The following is a 19,275-nucleotide window of genomic DNA, read 5'->3' on the forward strand; positions in this document are numbered from 1 at the left end:
GTGCTGAGCCTGTCGAAGCACCGTCCTTCTTAGGGTCGCACGCGGCGCCAAAAGAGAAGTGCAGCCCTTCGACAAGCTCAGGGCGAACGGGAAATGGACGCTTGCCTCAGCCCCGCCAGCCGATCGATACGAAGAAATTGCGCGGTGCGCCCGGATCGAACCCGCCGCCGCCGCCCGGACGCACGCGTCCCGCATACTCCTCGTCGAGCAGGTTATTGATCCCTGCCCCCACGGTGAAACCGCCCGCCACCGGCCATTCGAACGAGGCATCGACCACCTCGTAACCCGGCAGGAAGAAGTCCGCGACGTTGTTGTCCGCACCCTGCTGGTCACCCACCGAGGTGAAGACCAGCGCCGCGCGTTCGCCATCCTTGCCGATATAGGCAAGCGTGGAGCGCAGCAGGTGGCCGGGGGCATATTGCGGGGTGAAGCCTTCTGCCACACCATCGGTGAAATCGGCATCGAGCAATTGCAGATTGGTCGAAAGGTGCAGCGTGTTCTCGCCCTTGGCGATGCCCTCCGGCCCGACCAGATCGAGCCGCAGCGCCAGATCAACGCCCTGATTGCGCATATTGCCGACATTCTGCCGCCGCGCGCCGCCCGCGCCCACTGCGCCGAACGGGGCCGATGCAGGAAGCGGACCAGAAATGAAGCCGACCTGATTTTCGAACTCGACCCGGAACAGGCTCGCATCGATCCGCACCGGCGGCACCGGTTCGGCCTGAAGGCCCGCCTCGACCGTGAAGGCATAGGACGCATCGAAAGTGCCCGCCGCGTCGATCCCGGCCTGGAAGGTCACGCCGTCATTATAGAGCAGCGGCTTGAACCCGCGGCTGGCATTGGCAACGAAGCGCAGCGATTGCGAGGCATCCCACGTCACGCCGATGCCATAGAGCGGAACGGTCTGCGTATCCTCGCGGTTGCCGAGCGTGCCGTTGGCCGTACCCGGCGCGCCACCGGTGGCACTGCCAAGGCCAAGATCGAGCGTTTCGACCACGCTCTGGCGCAGACGCTCAAGCCGGAAGCCGGGGACGATCTGGACATTGCCGAAGCCGAGCTTCACCTCGCCGAAGATCGCTGCGGTATCGCCGCTGCGCTGTGCCCGCGACAGCGCGCCAGCCGTGCCGTTGAAATCGGCATTGCTCGCACCCTTGTCGACAAACACCGGCGCGTTCGAAGTGTGACCCAGCACGCCTACGGTGACGCTGTGCTGGCCCTGCCCGCCGAAATCACGCCGGGCGCGCAGATCGACGCCCGCCGTGTCGAAGACCTGCAACTGGCGGATGATCACGTTGGCGGTGGGCGTTACCTGCCCGAAGCTGCCACCTGCCTGCCGCCAGCTCTCCCGTTCGAACCGGCTGTAGAAGGCGCGCGCGGTGACCTGAGTCGCGTCATCCACCTGCCAGTCGATCGCCAGCGTCGGGGCGAAGCGTTCAAGGCGGATGCGGTCTAGCGCGGTGGAGCTGTCGCGACGGTCAGCCTCCATACGCGTGCGGGTCAGGCCACCGGGCTCGCCGAAGCGGCCCTGATAGTAATCGAGCGAAAGCGTCGCCGTGACATTGTCGCCCAGATAATGGCCGCGCACGCGCGCGGTGGTCTGTTCGGAATCGCTATTGACGCGGCGCGGGCCATCACCCTCGGCGTACTGGATGAAGCCGTCGGCAGCGATCTGGCCGTTGGAACCGGCAATGCTGGCGAGCCCTTGTCGTGCATCCCAGCTGCCGATTGTCATGCGCGCCTGCCCTTCCACGCCCGCCTCACGGCGCGGCCCGCGCATCACGTAGTTGATGGCCCCACCCGGCTGCGGCCCGTAGAGCAGGCCAGACGCGCCGCGGATGAACTCGACCCGCTCGACCATCTCCAGCGGCGGGATGAAGTAGCCCGCGGGGTAGGAATACATGTCCGGCACGGCAGGGATCGCGTCCTGAAGCGTCAGGATGTTCCAGCTTTCATGCGGCTCGCCCAGCCCGCGATAGGACAGCGAGGCCCACGAACCGTTCGAGACTTCGGAGACCAGCAGGCCCGGAATATCGGCCAGCGCAACGCGCAGGTTGCGCGACGGCACGGGGGGAATGTTCTCGAGCACGGCGATGTCGCCCAGCTTGCCGGCGAAGATCAGGGTGCCGGACTGGTCGGGCAGGCGGTCGTCGTCACGGTTGGCGGTGACGATGATCGAGGTCGCCTGGCTGGAGCCCGTTGTGCTGGCAGTCTGCCCCTCGCCCACATCGGCAGCCGGCGCTTCCCCCGCAGCCAGCGCAGGCGCGGCAACGGTGGCAAGCAGAGCGGCGATGATAGGGCGGAAAGGCACAGGAGGAAGGGACATCGGGGCTCCGCGTCAGGTCAGATTCGAGGCCCGCATTTCTTGCTATTGCGAATGATTGTCAATGTAAAAAAGTGCGCATCGGCGGGTTTGGGCCATATTCTTGTGAGGGGGGATCAGCGGGCGTGCCAGGCCATCACCGCCTGCACCATTTCGTAGCCGTCCGGGCTTGGATAAACGCCGTCATAAGTCATGCCCGGGATGGGGCGTGCCCGGAGCGTCCGCCAGTGCTGGCGTGTAATCGACAAATTGCACACCTGAGGACGATGCCAAAGCCGCGAGAAGACGTTTGCGGGCGGCAACTTCGGCCCTTGTCTCAAGGCTAGGGCGCCATGGAAATCGGGCCGCAGGCAAGATCGTGCCGAGCATGACTCTGATGTCATGCTAACGTGCTATGGCAATCACTGCCCGAACGGCGTCTCACCTATGCACGCCATCCGCCTCACAGCCCGCTTGGGCGGCTAGGATCGTCAAGCGCAAGCCCGCCCGTCTCGGGCATGACCCGCAGCACCCACACAAGCTGCAGTGCCATCATGACGAAGAAGAACCCGAAGATCATCTCTGGCGCAAAGCTTGCCAATGCAAAGGGCAGCACCAGCGTGACCAGTGCAGCCAGAATCCAGTGTGTCCCGCTGCCCAGCGTCTGTCCGCGCGCCCGCGCGCTGGTCGGAAAGACCTCGGCGATGAACACCCAGATCACCGCCCCTTGCCCGATGGCGTGAGCGACGATGAACAGAAAAACAAACGGCACAACCAGCGCGCCGCTTCCTGTGGCGAATGCCAGGGCGACCGCGCCCAGCGAAATGCAATACCCTACTCCGCCGGCCAGCATCAGGGCACGCCGTCCGATTCTGTCGATCAGCAGCACCGCCATTCCGGTGGCCAGCAGATTGACCAGTCCGATACCCACCGATGCCAGCAAGGCCGCGCTTTGGGCCATTCCTGCAATTTCGAAGATCCGGGGGGCGAAATAGATGACGGCGTTGATCCCCGAAAGCTGGTTGAACAGCGCAATCGTGAAGGCGAGGCTGGCTGGCTTGCGCAAGGGCGGTTTAAGGTAGTCGGCCCACCTTGCATGCTGCGGCGCTCCCTCCGACCGCGCGCGCTCCCACATCGGGCTATCCGGGATCGCGCAGGCGGCAAACAGGAACAGCAGCGAAGGGACCGCTTGCACGCCCAGCATCAAACGCCATGCGTGCGGCCAGCCCTGCCCGCCGATGATCCAGTTGGACAGGTAGGCAAGCAGAATGCCAGCGACGATGTTGAACTGGTATAATCCAACCAATTGCCCGCGCCGCGCCGGGGGTGCGATTTCGCTGATGTAGGCAGGCGCGGCGATCGAGGACACGCCGATCGCCAGCCCGCCGATGAACCGGAAGGCGGCAAAGGTCCAAGGGTCCTGCGCCAGCGCGCTGCCAAGCGAAGCCGCGACATAGCCGACGGCAACGCCGATCAGCGCGCCCTTCCGGCCAATCCGGTCGGTCGGCCACGCGCCGCCCAGCGCCCCGATAACCGTTCCCCACAAGGCTGCCGACAGGATCAGGCCGTGCTGTTGCGGGCTGAGGTTCCAGTGGTGCTGAATGGTCTGTTCCGCGCCGGAAATCACCGCGACGTCGAACCCGAACAGTAACCCTGCAAGCGCGGCTGCGGCAGACCACAGCGCGATCCGTGCCGGGGTGGCGATGACGCCGGGGGCGACTTTCACGGGCGCGGTTCCAGCACGAACACCGCGTTGTCGAAGGGGGCGAGCCTGACCGACAGGGGCTGCGCCGTATCCCCGATCGCTTTGCCGCTCCAGGCGTCGATCAGGCGATAGTGCCGCTCACCGATCTTGGCGAAGCGTTGATTGAGATCGTCACCCAGCGGCTCGCGGCCCCAGTCGATGGTGTGTGCGCGCGCCGCAGCCGACCGGTTGACGATAGCGATGGCCCAGCGATCGCCGGTCAGTGGCCGTGCCCAGACATCGATCTCGGGGCTTTTGAACCAGGTGAAGCCCTGCAGGCCCAGCTTGTCCTGATTGATGGCGATAATGCCGGGATTGGTCAGCACTTCGGCGATCTGCGGGCTCATGCCGGTGACGTCGGTCCCGGCGATCAGCGGCGCGGCGAGCATGGCCCACATTGCGAAGTGCGAACGGTTCTGCGCCAGTTCGGGCAGATTGCCGACCTCCATCATGTCGGGATCGTTCCAGCGACCCGGCCCGGCGTGGCGCCGCAGACCTGCCTGCTTGTCGACAATGTCGAGCACGCCGAGGCTTTCCCAGCTGCCATGACCGATCCGGCACGACCAGCAATTGGTGATGTCGCCGGTCGTGCGCCACAGATGGCCGATTTCGCCAGCCCATTCCCATGGCTTGTTGTCGCCCCATTCGCAGATCGAGAACACGATCGGCCGCCCGCTGCGGTGCAGGGCATCGCGCATAGTGGCATAGGCTTCGCGCGGATTGCGCTGGGCCGGGCCGGTGCCGGTGTTGCACCAGTCATACTTGAGATAGTCGACCCCCCAGCGCGCATATTGCAGCGCGTCCTGGTTTTCGAACCCCTGGCTTCCCGCGCGCCCGGCGCAGGTCTTGCTGCCGGCATCGGAATAGATCCCGAACTTGAACCCGCGTTGGTGGAGATAATCACCGAGTGCTTTCATCCCCGAGGGAAAGCGCTTGGGATCGGGCTGGATGAAGCCATCCTTGTCGCGTTCGCCCTGCCAGCAATCGTCAAGATTGACATAGACATAACCGGCGTCGCGCATCCCGTTGGCGATCATCGCATCGGCGGTTTCGCGGATGAGCTGTTCGTCGATGTCGCAGCCGTGGTGGTTCCAGCTGTTCCATCCCATCGGCGGGGTCAGCGCAAGATCGGGTGCCTTTTGCGCGGCGGCAACCGACGAGGTGCCCAGCGCGGCGGCCAGCAGCCATGGCATCACTCTAGCCGCCATGGCTTGGCCTTGCGAAGGCGACCAGCGCCGCACAATCATCCGTGACCGACATCGCGGCAGCGTCTTCGAGATAAAGGCATTCCCCGCAGCCAGCCGACGCGCCGTCCGCCGCGGCCGTGCCGGACAGCGGAATGATCCAGCGCGCAGCTGCGCTTTCAGCCCGCTGCACAAGCGCATCGCCGCGCATGTGCCACAGGCTGAAATGCGGGCAATCGACCAGCGCCTGCTCGGCGGACTGATCGATCCGGCCCGAACGCGGATCGGTGTAGGGCTCTGCCCGGGATACGGCGAGGCCTTCGTCCAGATGCAAGGCGCGCGGCCTGCCGTAATCATAAAGCCGGTAAGTGATGTCGGCGTTCTGCTGGACTTCCACGAGGGTCACGCCCGCGCCGATCGCATGGACGGTGCCGGCCGGGATGAAGTAGAAATCGCCGGCACGCACCGGCTTCCAGTCCATCAGGTTTTCAATCTCCCCCGACAGCACGGCGGCGCGCAGTTCTTCGGCGGCGAGCGGGCGCAGCGTGCCGATACCGAGGCTTGCCCCCGGTTCGGCACTGGTCACCACCCAGCACTCCTCCTTGCCCGATACCGCACCGGCGGCGCGCGCCTGCGTGTCATCGGGGTGAACCTGAATCGACAGCCGGTCGGAGGTGAACAGCCATTTGACCAGAAGCGGCAAGGGCCGCTCCGGGGCATCGAACCAAACCTCGCCGGTCATCGCTCCTGCGCGGGCGGCGAACACGGCGGGCAGATCGGTCCGGCCCCACGGCTTTTCGACGTGATGGGTGGCCAGCTTCACTCGGCGGTTTCCCCGGCCACATTCCAGCCCCGCAGCTTGACCTTCGCCGTCACCGGGGTCGGTTTGCCGTCGGGCGTGCGCTCGGGCCATTCGATCGTAACCTGCGCGGTCTGACCGCCCATGATCGAGACGTAATTGTCGGAATAGAAAGCCGGCAGGATGCGCGCGCCGGCAGCGTCCACAAGCGTAAGCTTGGCCGCCAGCGCGGGTGTGCTCGCCGGGTTGCGAAAGGTCACCGTTACAGCGCGGTGGCCAGCGCGCGCCGGGGCCGGTGCCACGCTGGTCTCCAGATCGATCTGCTGCATCGCCGTGAGCGCGCGGTAAGCGGCGTCATCCTTGCCGCGCCAATAGACATTGCGGCTGGCCAGACTGCCGTCCGCCTTCGTCAGGCGCTGTTCGACCAGCACCATCGGATGCACGCCGAACAGATCGGCAAGCGGAACCGGAGCAAGCGTGGTGACCGCGTATGCGCCGGCATCCAGCCGGTCCTCGCGCGTCCACAGCGTCGCGCCATCCAGCGCGATAACTCGGGTGCTTGCCACCAGCCCGCTGACAGGCATCTGCGTTGTGTTGACCACCGCAACGCTGTTGTCAGGCAGGTTCATCTGGATATGCAGCGGCTCGCTTGCCGTTTTCACGCCGTAATAGGCGCCGTGCGTATCGTAGTCCCAGCTGTAGATCTGCCAGTGGTTCGACGGCCATGCCGGGTGGGTCATCCACAGCATCCGACCCGTGTTCTTCGTCCACAGATGCGCCTGCATCCCTTCGAACATCGCCTTGTAGGTCTCGATGTTCATAAGCTGCGACTTGCGTTCGAAATCGGCGAGGCTGGTGCCCGCCCCAAAGCGCTGGTCGAGCGTTGCCATGTACGTCTTGACGTCGCCGTTCCCGCCGAAGTGCCAATCGTGATAGGCCAGCGTGTCGCTGATCGGCCAGCGATCGGCCTCGGGCACGGTCGCCTCGATCGATTCCAGTGTGGCGAGCGAAGGCGTGCCGGTCTCGACCGAAAAGCCCGTCGCCAGATCGGTGAAGTATCCCACCGGCGGGCGATAGTTGTACGGCCCGGAATACTGGAGGTTCACCACATTGGATGAACCGGTGAACCAGCGCGTGCCGTCCAGTTCGAACACCAGCTTGTCCAGCCCCTCGTTCAGCAAGGGGTATGGCACGCCTTCATTGCGGCCAAACCACATGACGATCGAGGGATGGGTGCGATAGCGCGCGATGGTGTCGCGGGCGTTGGCGAGGAACAGGGCGGCATCCTGCGGTTCGACCTGGAAATTCTGCGTCGATTGCCAGAAATCGTTCTGGATCATCATGCCGTTTTCGTCGGCAAGGTCGAAGAAATCAGGCTGGTTGCTGTTGCCCATCCAGTTGCGGATAATATTCATTCCGGCATCGCGTTGCAGGCGGAAATAGGGTTCGAGCCGCGCCCGGTCGGCGCGTTTCATGGCGTCGTCCATGCCCCAGTTGCCGCCGCGCGCCGCGATCCGCACGCCGTTTACGCGCAGCGCCAGATGCGGCTCGGGGATGGCATAATCGGTGACCGGAACCACCGCAGCCGATCGCTCTCCGGCGGGCGTCAGCGATGCCGCATAGCCCCTCGGCGTCTGCCATATCTGTTCATGCCGCACATCGATCAGCTGTTCGCCCGCAAGCCCGCCGTCGGTGGTCTGGACATTGACCCGTTCCAGTTTGCCCGCTCCGGTCATCAGCCCGAGATCATAGCTGACCTCGCGGATGCCGAAGCGCAGCTTGCGGGTGTCGGATGCGCCATCCGGCCCGGCCACTGCGATGGCCATATCGTGGAGCACCGGTTCACCATAGCCGTTGGGCCACCACAGGCGCGGGTTGGCGATGCGCAAGGCGGCATGGGTCGCCGGGGAGAAGCGCAGTTCGCGCGTTGCACCGGGTGCGATGGTCTCACGCGCGGTGACGATGACATCGTCGAACCGGATCTCGACCTGCGCTTCAAGCGGCGCATCACCATGATTTGTCACCGGCACCAGCACATGCACATCGGCACTGTCAGTGCGAGGCAGAGGCAGATCGGTGATGACATGGGGGTCGCCAATGCTGAGCGCGCCCGACGTCCTCAGTTCGACCGGAAGCCAAAGCCCCGTGTTGCGATCGCGGATGCCGGGGATCCAGTCCCAGCCTTCGGTAGCAACGAAGGTGGGGCCGTCGATGGCCAGCTGCCCACCATTCTCGCCCGGCCCTGCTAGGATCGATTCCTCATGCGGCGTGCCCGGGTGCGGCGCGGGGTGGACAAGGATTGCCACGGCGTTGCGGCCGGCCCGCGGCACGAAGCCGAAGGTCCCGCGGATGAAGGCCCCGCGCGTCTCGCCCAGACGCTCGCCGTTGACCCATACCTCGCTGGCATAGTTGGCCCCGTTGACGACAAGCTCGATCCGCTTTCCTTCGGCGGCGGCAGGCACATCGAATTCGGCGCGATACCACCAGTCCTGCCGGGCAAGGCTTTCAGGGATCGCCATGTTGTTGAGCCCGCGATAGGGATCGGGATAGATGCCCCGGTCGACCAGTGTGGTCAGCACGGTGCCCGGCACGGTTGCGGCATGCCAGCCTGCCGCTTGCGCCCCGGCCCGCGAGAGCGCATCGCCCCCCTGCGTGACATCGGGCGCGGCGGCGAGAAACCAGTCATTGATCTGCCAGACCCCGTCGCGAATGGCGGCCAGCGGTTCCCGGCTGACAAGCGGCTTGGCAACCGGCTTGTCGAATGCGGCCTTACCCTGCGGCAAGGTCCACGGGTCCTGCGGACGCCAATATCCGGTGTTGGCGCGGTTCTGCCACTCCCAGCCCTTGCCCACGGTCCAGATGTGGACCAGCGCGAAATCCGGGCGGCGTGCGGCTGCGGCCTTGATCTGTTTGGCGTCGAGCGCTGCGTCATCGACGCCAAGACCAACAACAGTTGCCGAAAGGTGCGCTTTGCCTTCCTCCACCGGGGCGATGGCGATGCGCGGTGCGATGGCGACATCCTCGGCAGGCCCGCTACCTGCCACTGCCCCATCGATGTAGAAGGTCACGCCGGCGCCGTTGCGCACGACGGCGATATGGGTCCACTGACCGGCGGCGACGCTCGCCTTGCTGACCGCCGTGAGATTGCCGGTGCGCATGACCAGCCGGCCTTGCGCGTCGAGCGACAGCGCACGTGCATCCGCGCCCATCGCCACGATCGTTCCGGAGGTATCCGGATCGCGCTTCACCCAGCCCGAGATCGTCCATTGTGCGTTCGGCGCGAGCAGGGAGGATTTGGCCGGCAATTCGCGTTCGATGCCGATCCCGCCTGCGACGAAGCGGGCGTTCCATGGCCCGGCCGGAGGAAGCACTTCGGCAGCCACCACGCATGGCGTCGCCAGCAGTGCAGCCACAAGGGTCGCCCGCAAAGACATTCGCAATCTCCCTCTGTCAGGCCCTGTCGTCATCCGGCCGGTTGATCCCATGCTGCAAAAGCCCGCCGAATAAGGCAAGTAAATTTATTTAATCTGCGATCCAATCCGCCCCCGGCCAGATCGCGGGCTGCACGGCGTCCTATCCGCCCTGATCCGCGTAAAGGTTGGGTAGATCGCTGCCGAACCATGTGCGCGGGTCATCATAGAAGCGCTGGAAATCGGCCGCGCTCTTCTGGCCCGGGTAAGGGGCGTAGAAGTGGTCCTTGCGGTCGAAGGCCGGATTGGCATTTCGCCACACAAGGACGTAGCTGATTCCCAGTGCCTCCTGATCGGCGATGATCCCGTTCAGCAGACGCCCGGTCCACCAGTTGCGCGCCGGTATGGCCTCAAGCCCGGTTTCGGTCAGCGCCGCCAGCTTGCCGCGTTCGCGGGCCCAGCGGACCACCATGCGCAAGCGATGGGTCAGGACCCGTTCCGATCCGGACGGGGTGACGGACTGGTAGTCATCGAACCCCAGCAGATCGACATATTCGTCGCCGGGGTAAAACCTGAAATAGTCCTCGGCACTGTCGAACACATCGGTCGAATAGGCGTAGAGCAGGTTGTGCACGCCGTGATGGTCACGCAGATATTCGACCGTGAAGCGCCACAGCGCCTTGTAGTCATCGGGAGCGGCGTGGCCGTTGCCCCACCAGAACCAATCGCCTGTCTGTTCGTGAAAGGGGCGGAACCAGACCGGGATCAGCCGCCCATGCCGGTCCCTTAAGCTCAGGAAAAATGCGGCGGCGGCATCGAGGCGGGACAGATAGGCCTCGTGATGGTCGCCGCCCGGCAGGATCCGCGCGACCGCGGGGGTCTTGTCCCACGCATCGCCGCCCGTCACCGGATTGTCCATGTGCCAGCTGAAACTGTTGATGCCGCCGCGGGCATGGGCGCGCTGGACATAGCCGCGCAGGCGGTCTGCATCGATGACCGGGGTTGTCCCGGGCGCAGGCGTGCCGACCGCGTCCATCAGATCCCACCCATAGACAGCCGGAAAATCGCCGACCACATCCTTCACGTCCGACCGGTCAGGCCCCGCAGCACCCTCGTCGCGCCACGTGGTGCCATAGGCCAGCGTGTTCTGGTGGCCGAACAGCACAGTGCGCGGCGCGATGAGGAGCATGTTGCGGAACAGGTTGCGCGTTTCCGCCGTGGCTTGCGCGTCGATCGGTGCCGCCTCGGAAGGCGCGGCCAGCAGCGGCCCTCCACACAGCAGCACCGCAAGCAGCAGGGTGAAGGCGGGCGCCTTCACCCTCAGTGCCCACCGGCCTGCGCATCGACGTGCCGCTTGGGCGAGGTTCGGCCCGCCGCGATCGCAAAGCCTGTCAGCGCGGCATAGCACAGCGCCGGGACAATGAAGGACACCGCGTAGCTGGTCGCGCCCGAAACCGCGCCCGACACCAGCGGGATGAACGCCCCGCCGACGATGGCCGTGCACAGCAGACCCGATGTCGCTTCCTGACCGGCGGTCGAGCGTTCCAGCGTCAGCGTGAAGATTACCGGGAACATGATCGAGTTGAACAGCCCGATCGCCAGCGCGACAAACCCGGCAGATGTCCCGCCGATCATCATGATGTATAGGCACATCAACGCCGCCAGCACCGTGAAGATCGCCAGCAACCATGCCGCTTTGACGCGGGCCAGCAGCACCGAGCCCACCGCGCGTCCGACCATCGCGGCGCCCCAGTAGATCGCGGTGAACTTGCCCGCTTCCTCCAGCGAAATGCCGGGCACACCGTCATTGCCGAACAGCCAGGCGATCACCGGGAAGGACCAAGCTGCTTCCGATTGCCCCCAGACCTGATCCGAATTGAGGAACAACGCCATCTGCGTGCCGATCGCGACCTCCGCGCCGACATAAAGGAAGATCGCCAGCCCGCCCAACACTGCCCAACGCGAGGACAGCGCATCGGCAAGCGTGGCCCTGATCCCGCGTCCTGCCATGGCCCCGTCGGCAGGCGGCGCGGCCATGGCGACCACCCGCCGGCTGAGATGGAAGAACAGCAGCAGCACCGCGATCATGCCTGCGATCCAGAAATAGGCCAGGTCGATCCCTGCCAGAGCGGTGGCGCGGACGGCCTCGGTCACGACAGTCCCGGGCTTCACCTCAAGATCCTTGAGGAACAGGCTGGCCCCGATGATCGGGCCGATGAAGGTGCCGACCGAATTGAATGTCTGGCTCAGGGTCAGTCGGAAATGGCTGCGTTCTGGCGCGCCTAGCGCGGCAGCGAGGGGATTGGCCGCGACCTGCAGAACGGTGATGCCGCTCGCCAGAATGAACAGCCCCACCAGCACCAGCGGATAAAGGGCCACGTTGGCCGCAAACAGCATCGTCAGACATCCTGCGATCATCATCGCCAGCGCGATCTTGATCGTCGGCACCGCCGACAGGCGGGTCAGCAAAACCGCTGCCGGAAGGCTTATCACACCATAGGCGATGAAGAAGGCGAAGGCGCTGAGCTGGGCTTCGAAGTCACTGAGGGTGAAGATGCCTTTGACCGACGCGACCAGTGGATCGAGCATGGAGGTGATGAAACCCCATGCAAAAAAGAGCGTGGTTACAGCCGCAAACGCAAGGCTGGTCCGGCCATTCTGAGCCACAAAGTTCCCCTCCCAAGGATTAAATAATTTTGCTTATCTTATTGGATGGCGCAATAGGAAGGGTGAATCAAGCGGGATCGTGAAGCCGGAGGAGAGGGCCGGATGTTGCAGCCTTGGAATTGGCAGGTGGAGCGCCGCGTGCCGGAATGTGCGGGAGACCCTGCCGCGGCGCTGGCCGCGGCTGCCAGCGCCGGTGAACCGCTTGTGTTCCGCAAGCTGCTGCGTGACTGGCCACTGGTCGCTGCAGGGCGTTCCGGGCCCAAGCAGGCGTTCGATTACCTGTCGCAGTTCGATTCCGGCGCAGGGACCAAGACCATGCTTGGTGGGCCAGGCCTTGGCGGGCGGTTCTTCTATGCCGATGATATGCTGGGGTACAATTTCGCCGTCGACACGGTGGGTTTTGCGAAGGTATTCGAACAGATCCTCGCGCTGGCCGACCATACGGATCCGCCCGCGATCTATGCCGGGTCCAATCCCGTCGACACCTTTCTTCCCGGCTTTGCCGCCGCCAATCCGCTGCCGCTGTCAATCCCGCAGGCGAACGCCCGGGTGTGGATCGGCAATGCCAGCCATGTCGCCCCGCATTTCGACATCTCCGAGAATATTGCCGTTGCCGCACTGGGGCGGCGGCGGGTGACGCTTTTTCCGCCAGCGCAGACTCCAAACCTCTACGTCGGCCCGCTCGACGTGACGATCGCCGGACAGCCGGTCAGCATGGTAGATATCCGCAGGCCCGACCTTGCGCGTTATCCGCGCTATGCCGAGGCCATGCAGCACGCCATTCAGACCGAGCTTGAACCGGGTGACGCGATCTACATGCCGACCCTGTGGTGGCATTGCATCGAAGCGCTCGATCCCGCCAATATCCTGGTCAATTACTGGTACAATGCGCCGGTCAACTCGTCACCATTTGCAGCGCTTGTCCATGCGATGCTGGCGGTGCGCGATCTGCCGGAGACAGAGAAGACAGCCTGGCGGCACTGGTTCGACCATTTCGTGTTCGATCCGCAGGCCGCCGACGCGGCAAGCCATCTGCCGCCCCACGCGCGCGGAGTTGGCGGGGCGCCGGGTCCGGCCAGAGCGCAGGGCATTCGCGCCTTTGTGATGCGGGCCCTCGGGGTGCGCTAGCCCCGGGTTTGTGCGGCGATGAAGTCAGCCTGCATCGGTAGCCCCGTGACCGCTTTGGCAACGGCATTGCGCAGCATGGCCATGATCTCTTCAAGCTCGGGTTGCGGCACGAGATCGGCCATCGGCGAGTGTCCCCCGGGCGCAATCCCCTGCCCCAGCATCACCGCCAGCCAGCTTGCCTCGGCAAACAGGTCATCGCCCGCATGCGCGATCCGGCCGGTTTCCCGGAACAGCGCAATCCGCTCGCGGATCAGGCCGCCCGGCGGATCGATGGCGCGGCGTTCCTGCCAGAACGGCTCTTCGCGCCGGTTGGCCCAGTAGTGGAAGACCAGGAAATCGCGGATGCCTTCGTAATCTCTGACCGATAGCCGGTTGAACTCGGCCGCTGCCCCCGGCGCGGGAAGGCTGCGCGGCATCAGATTGAGCACCCGGCTGATCGCCAGCTGGATGAGGTGAATGCTGGTGGACTCGAGCGGCTCGAGAAATCCGCCGGCCAGACCAAGGCCAATGACATTGCCGGCCCAGAATTGCTCCCGGTGTCCGGCGACAAAGCGCAGCGGGCGGGGATCGGCAAGTGGCGTGCCGTCGACCGCGCACAGCAGCGTTGCCGCGGCCTCGTCGTCGGAAACATGCGCACTTGAATAGACATAGCCGTTGCCGGTGCGGTGTTGCAGCGGAATGCGCCACGTCCAGCCCGCGCCTTGCGCGGTCGCGCGGGTGTAGAGTCGGGGCTCCTCATGGCGCTCTGTCGGCACGGCCAGCGCCCGGTCGCAAGGCAGCCACGCCGACCAGTCGCGATAGCCCACCCCCATCGCCTCCCCCAGCAACAGGCTGCGGAACCCGCTGCAATCGAGGAACAGGTCGGCCGTGAGCCGTCTGCCATCGTCGAGAGTCACCGCCGTCATCAGCCCGCTTTCGCCATCGCGGTGGCACGTGACGATCCGGCCCTCGTGCCGCGTCACACCGCGCGCTTCGGCCACGCGGCGCAACAGGCGTGCGTACAACGATGCGTCGAAGTGGAAGGCGCTGAACAGCTTGGAAAGGGGAGAATTGGCGGGCGGCTGGGGGTTGATCTTGGCATAGCGTCCGGTAGCCGCGGCGACCGAATTGGCGTTGAATTCGTGCAGGCCCGCCAGATTTCCGCCGGATCTGATCCAGTAGTGCCAGAAATCGACCCCATTGATCGGCACGCCAAAGGCGCCGAACGGGTGGAGATAGCTGTGCCCATGATGCAGCCAGTCGGTAAACTCGATCCCGAGTTTGTAGGTCGCCTGCGTTTCGCGCAGCATATCGGCGTCGCTGATCCCGAGCATCGCGTTGAACAGGTTTATCTGCGGGATGGTAGCCTCACCGACGCCGACGATCCCGATGTCATCGGATTCGACCAGCTCCACCGCCATGTTCGGCATCGCGGTGCCAAAGGCCGCCGCAGCCATCCACCCTGCCGTGCCGCCGCCAACGATCAGCACCTTGCGGAGCGGCTGCCCGTTCATGCGTGCGCCTCCATCGCCGGAGCCAGGCAGAACCGTGCAATATACTCCGCATGCGAAGGCATGCGCTGTGCCTGTTCGGCATAGTTCCCCGACAGCGTCCGGAGCGCTGCCAGCACACGCTCGTCATCCAGCGCATCGGCCACGGCATCATAGCCGTCTGGAATGATGTTCTGGCCCAGCATCACCGCGACCCAGCTGGGGATGTCGAACAGGTCATGGTCATAACGCAGGATGCGGCCCTTTTCGCGGAACAGATCGATCTTGCGGGCAAGGCTGTCAGGGATCGCCATGTCGCGCACCATGCGCCAGAACGGCGTGTCGTCCCGCGCCGTCGCCTTGTAGTGGAGCACGATGAAATCGCGGATATAGGCGAACTGTTCGCGCATCATCCGGTTGTATTCGTCCCGCTCGACCGCGCTGCAACGCTTGTCGGGGAACAGCCAGAACAGCTTGGAAATGCCGGTCTGGATCAGGTGGATCGAGGTGGATTCAAGCGGCTCTATGAAGCCGCCCGAGAGGCCCAGCGCGATCACGTTTTTCTCCCACAACCGGTCGCGGACCCCGGCAGTGAAGGCGATCTTGCGCGGCTCGGCGAGGGCTGCGCCGTCCAAGTGTGACAGCAGCGTCCGGCAGGCCTCGTCTTCGTCCATGAAGGCCGAGCAATAGACATGGCCGTTGCCGGTGCGGTGTTGCAGCGGAATGCGCCATTGCCAGCCGGCGCCGTGTGCGGTCGACCGCGTGTAGGGCAGCAGCGGCGCGGTGCGCTCGCTGGGAACGGCGAAGGCGGTGTCGCAGGGCAACCATTCCGACCAGTCGTGATAGGGCACACCCAGCGCCTGACCGAGCAGCAGGCTGCGAAAGCCCGAGCAGTCGATGAACAGGTCCCCGGCGATCTGGCGCCCGTCCTCCAGGACCACCGCGGTCACAAAGCCGGTCTTGGCATCCTGCTCGGCCCCGGCAATCTTTCCTTCGTGGCGCACCACCCCGCCCGCTTCGGCATAATCGCGCAGGAACCGCGCATAGAGCCCGGCGTCGAAATGATAGGCATATCCCAACTGTGACAGCGGCGAGCGCGGATCGCTGGACGATGGCGCGAACTTTCCGGCCGCCGCCGCCACGCAGCCCATGGAAAAATCGGTGATCGGGCCAAGCTTCGCCCGCTCGCGGAATTTGCCCCAGATCTGGTGGAAGGCGACCCCGTCGAAATCGCGACCGATCGAACCGAAGGGGTGCATATAGCTCTCGCCCAAGCCACCCCAGTTCACGAACTCGATCCCGAGCTTGAACGTCGCCTGCGTGGCGCGGACGAAGTCCTGCTCGTCGATCCCAAGCTTGGCATTGAAACTGAGGATCGGGGGAATGGTCGCCTCGCCGACCCCGACCGTCCCGATCTCTTCGGATTCGACCAGTACGATCTTGCGGCGGCCATCGTCGAGAAACCGGCTTGCCGCCGCAGCTGCCATCCAGCCGGCAGTGCCGCCCCCGACGATCACCAGCGTTTCGATGGGAGAATGGGCGTTCATTGCAGTCCCCTGAGATAGGATGCCAGCCATTCGGCATAGGGCGGCGCGATGCGGACTGCCGACTGCGCCCGGGCCTGCTGCGCATCGGCAAGCGCGATCCGCTGTTCCTCAGACAGAGCAAGCGATCTGGGCGTCGGCGCTGGCTGTTGCCCGATCGATGCCATTGCGAAAATCCATGCCTCGCGCGGCATGAAATCTTCCTCGAAGAATGGCAGCCTTCCCCGCCGGGCGAATTCGCCAAGGGTCCGTTGCAGGCTTTCGGGACGTTCGAGGCTGGCGGCATGGGCCCAGAAGGGACCTGATGGCCGTTGCGGCGCACAATAATGCAGCGCCACATAATCGCGCGCTCGGTCAGCCATGGCTGCGGCACGCCGGTTGAATTCCGCTATCTCGAGCGGATCGGAGTCGCACCCCGGCAAAAGCTCCAGCAGCAGCGCGATCTGGGAATGGGCCAGTGCCTGATTGAGCCAGTGCAGCGGTTCTAGTCTGACGGCAGCATCGCCGATGCATACCACATTGGCTTGCCAGATACGGGTGCGTTGCCCCGGTCTGATGGTCACGATCTGCGCCGGATCAAAGCCCGCCGCCCTCGCCCATGCTTCGGGCGATCCTGCCGCCGAATGCGCGGCGAAGACGACGTGGGTGCCATCGCGCCCATGGACCTCGGACCGCCAGCCGAATTCTGTCGCCGTGACGCGATCGAGCGGGGTCAGGCAAGGGGGCCGCGGCGCAGCCGGCAGCAACAGGCGATCGCAGGGCAGGATGCGGGACCAGTCGACCTCGGCCCCGGCGGCGCACGCACCGGGGAGGGCGCGCGCGACCAGCGCCGCCGGTCCTGAACAGTCGACAAACAGGTCGGCCGCGAGGATTTCGCCGTCGGCAAGCCTGAGGTGCGCGATCCCGCCTTCGGCATCGGGCACGGCGGCGGACAATCCGGCGCGGCGGCTGACGATCCCGATCTGTGCCGCAAGGGCGGCCAGATGCCTGCGATAGGCCGGCGGGTTGATCCGCAAGGCGTAATCGATGTCGGACAAGGGCGAGGCTGGATCGTCCGAGGGATGGGCGAAGCGGCCCTCCGCCGCCAGAGCTGCGGCAACTGCCGGGGCCGCGGCACCTTCTGGCGGGGCGGCGCCATAGGGATGCAATGACCGGCTTTGCGGACCCGTCCAGCCGACCAGTTCCACCGCCACGCGATGGCTTGCCCCGGCCCGCACCACCAGTCCGCCCTCCCCGATCCCGATCCGGCTCAGGAAGCCATTGCTTTGCGGCGTGGATGTGATGGCATGATCGGCAAGCGCCGCGGGGTCAGCGGGGGTGGAGATGACGATAACCTCGCAGCGCGGCAGAGCGCGCCGCAGGGCGATGGCTGCCGCAAGGCCGGTCGGGCCATCACCAGCGACGGCCACTGTGCGCAAGGGGGCGCGCGCGTTACGCTGCATCGGCCAGCCGCTGCGCCTCTGCCTGCAGGAAGGCCCGGTGCCCGGGCATCGCCTGCACCAGCGCGCCGATTTCCTGCTGAAGCCCGTCCAGCGCCCGCACGAGTCCATCGGGTTCGGGCAAGGCGGCGCGTGTATCCCAGCCTTCGGGCACAATGTTCTGCCCCAGATAGACAGCGATCCAGCTCGGTTCGAAAAACAGCCCTTCGCCGTATTTCTCGATCCGGCCGGTGCGCTTCCACATCTCCATTTTGCCCGACAGACTGTCGGGTACGGTCATGGTCCGGACGTGGTCCCAGAAGGGCGAATCGCTGCGCGTCGTGGCGTGATAATGCAGGATCAGGAAATCGCGGATCCGGTCATACTCCTTGTCCACCATCCGGTTGAACTCGGCCCGGTCGGCGGGATTGATGCCGCCGACCGGGAACAGCTCGATCAGGCGCATGATTGCCATGTGCGAGAGGTAGATGCTGGTTGATTCCAACGGTTCGAGGAACCCGCTGGCAAGCCCGATGGCCACCACATTGCGCACCCATGATTGCCGCCGCCGCCCGGCCCGGAAACGCAGCAGCCGCGGATCGGCAAGCGCCGGGCCTTGCACAGTCCGTCGCAGGCTCTCTGCCGCCGTCTCGTCATCGAGAAACGCGCTCGAATAGACATAACCATTGCCGACCCGGTGCTGCAGCGGGATGCGCCACGCCCATCCCGCCTCCAGCGCGGTGGCGCGGGTGAACGGCTCGATCTCGCCCGGCGGCGAAGCGGTCGGCATGGCAATGGCGCGGTCACACGGCAGCCAGTGGGACCAATCCTCCCACGCCTCTTCCAGCGTTTCGCCCAGCAGCAGGCTGCGAAAGCCCGAGCAATCGATGAACAGATCGGCCGCGAAGCTTTCGCCGCTTTCGAGGGTGACGCTGGCGATGTCGCCCGTTTCCGGGTCCTGACGGACCTCCACGACCCGCCCCTCCGTCCTCTGCGCACCGTGTGCCTGTGCGAAGTCCCGCATGAACGGACCGAACAGGCTCGCGTCGAACTGGTAGGCATAGCCATAGCTCGAGGCCAGCGAGAGATCGTCGTCCCGCGGGATCTGGAACCGGCCCGCCCGCGCGGCCTGCACGGCGAGCGAGAAGCGGCCGATATCCGGCGGCGAGCCGGTCTTCCGCGATTCCAGCCAGAAGTGATGGAAAGGCACCTGCGCCAGCTCGCGCCCGAAGGTGCCGAACGGGTGGATGTAGCTGTCCCCGATGCGGCCGAAGTCCCGGAAATCGATGCCAAGTTTGAACGTCGCATGGGTGGCGCGCATGAATGCGGCCTCGTCTATCCCGAGCTGCTGCACGAACTGCCGGACATGGGGAAGGGTCGCCTCGCCCACTCCGACGATGCCGATATCCGCAGATTCGATCACGCGAACATCTGCTATTCCGGGGAGCAGCCGAGCGATGGCCGCGGCGGCGGACCAGCCCGCCGTTCCTCCGCCAATAATGACGATTTTCATCGGCTTACGGCCCGCCACGATCGCTCCCACCCTCCACGATTTTCCACCGCGCTTGGCATCGGGTTATCAGGCCCGAATAAGAAAACCAAATTTTTTTATC

At 65.2% G+C, this 19,275-nt stretch carries 12 protein-coding genes; 1 reads left to right on the plus strand and 11 read right to left on the minus strand.

The window, feature by feature from the left end; translation table 11 throughout:
- Nucleotides 1–106: 106 nt before the first annotated feature.
- From KVF90_RS14975 to KVF90_RS15005, 7 genes are all read right to left on the minus strand, one after another.
- Entirely contained in the window at nucleotides 107–2,323 is a 2,217-nt protein-coding gene (locus tag KVF90_RS14975) for a TonB-dependent receptor family protein (RefSeq protein ID WP_264392367.1), read from the minus strand.
- 439 nt (nucleotides 2,324–2,762) lie between these two features.
- Nucleotides 2,763–4,025 carry an MFS transporter gene (locus KVF90_RS14980; protein WP_264392368.1) on the minus strand — a complete coding sequence of 421 codons (1,263 nt, stop codon included), beginning with the start codon at nucleotides 4,023–4,025 and terminating at the stop codon, nucleotides 2,763–2,765.
- Nucleotides 4,022–5,251, minus strand: coding sequence for a glycoside hydrolase family 27 protein (locus KVF90_RS14985; RefSeq protein WP_264392369.1), 1,230 nt, complete (start codon nucleotides 5,249–5,251; stop codon nucleotides 4,022–4,024). The genes KVF90_RS14980 and KVF90_RS14985 overlap by 4 nt, the downstream gene beginning before the upstream one ends.
- Nucleotides 5,241–6,050, minus strand: a complete 810-nt coding sequence (locus tag KVF90_RS14990; RefSeq protein WP_264392370.1) for a type I phosphomannose isomerase catalytic subunit — start codon at nucleotides 6,048–6,050, stop codon at nucleotides 5,241–5,243. Before KVF90_RS14990 ends, KVF90_RS14985 begins: the two co-directional genes overlap by 11 nt.
- Nucleotides 6,047–9,460: a glycosyl hydrolase 2 galactose-binding domain-containing protein gene (locus KVF90_RS14995; RefSeq protein WP_264392371.1), complete on the minus strand. Its 3,414-nt coding sequence runs from the start codon at nucleotides 9,458–9,460 to the stop codon at nucleotides 6,047–6,049. Before KVF90_RS14995 ends, KVF90_RS14990 begins: the two co-directional genes overlap by 4 nt.
- Before the next feature lie 139 nt (nucleotides 9,461–9,599).
- Nucleotides 9,600–10,754 (minus strand): glycoside hydrolase family 26 protein, encoded by a 1,155-nt coding sequence (locus KVF90_RS15000; RefSeq protein WP_264392372.1) that lies wholly within the window; start codon nucleotides 10,752–10,754, stop codon nucleotides 9,600–9,602.
- Nucleotides 10,755–10,756: 2 nt separating this feature from the next.
- Nucleotides 10,757–12,103, minus strand: a complete 1,347-nt coding sequence (locus tag KVF90_RS15005) for a sugar MFS transporter (protein ID WP_264392373.1) — start codon at nucleotides 12,101–12,103, stop codon at nucleotides 10,757–10,759.
- Between the two features lie 102 nt (nucleotides 12,104–12,205).
- Here KVF90_RS15005 and KVF90_RS15010 point away from each other — a divergent pair, with 102 nt between their 5' ends.
- A complete protein-coding gene (locus tag KVF90_RS15010; protein WP_264392374.1) occupies nucleotides 12,206–13,231 on the plus strand; it encodes a cupin-like domain-containing protein in 1,026 nt (341 codons plus the stop codon).
- On the opposite strand, the gene KVF90_RS15015 is transcribed toward KVF90_RS15010, so the two are convergent.
- The 4 genes from KVF90_RS15015 to KVF90_RS15030 are packed head-to-tail and all read right to left on the minus strand — an operon-like array spanning nucleotide 13,228 to nucleotide 19,175.
- The gene (locus KVF90_RS15015) at nucleotides 13,228–14,724 is read right to left on the minus strand and encodes a tryptophan halogenase family protein (RefSeq protein ID WP_264392375.1); all 1,497 of its coding nucleotides are present in this window, start codon (nucleotides 14,722–14,724) and stop codon (nucleotides 13,228–13,230) included. The two genes, KVF90_RS15010 and KVF90_RS15015, sit on opposite strands and share 4 nt — an antisense overlap.
- On the minus strand, nucleotides 14,721–16,247 hold the full coding sequence (locus tag KVF90_RS15020) for a tryptophan halogenase family protein (RefSeq protein WP_264392376.1): 1,527 nt from the start codon (nucleotides 16,245–16,247) through the stop codon (nucleotides 14,721–14,723). The genes KVF90_RS15015 and KVF90_RS15020 overlap by 4 nt, the downstream gene beginning before the upstream one ends.
- Nucleotides 16,244–17,686, minus strand: coding sequence for a tryptophan 7-halogenase (locus KVF90_RS15025; protein WP_264392377.1), 1,443 nt, complete (start codon nucleotides 17,684–17,686; stop codon nucleotides 16,244–16,246). The genes KVF90_RS15020 and KVF90_RS15025 overlap by 4 nt, the downstream gene beginning before the upstream one ends.
- Entirely contained in the window at nucleotides 17,676–19,175 is a 1,500-nt protein-coding gene (locus tag KVF90_RS15030) for a tryptophan halogenase family protein (protein WP_264394543.1), read from the minus strand. Before KVF90_RS15030 ends, KVF90_RS15025 begins: the two co-directional genes overlap by 11 nt.
- Nucleotides 19,176–19,275 lie beyond the last annotated feature (100 nt).

This window comes from Porphyrobacter sp. ULC335 (genome assembly GCF_025917005.1).
Classification (GTDB): domain Bacteria; phylum Pseudomonadota; class Alphaproteobacteria; order Sphingomonadales; family Sphingomonadaceae; genus Erythrobacter.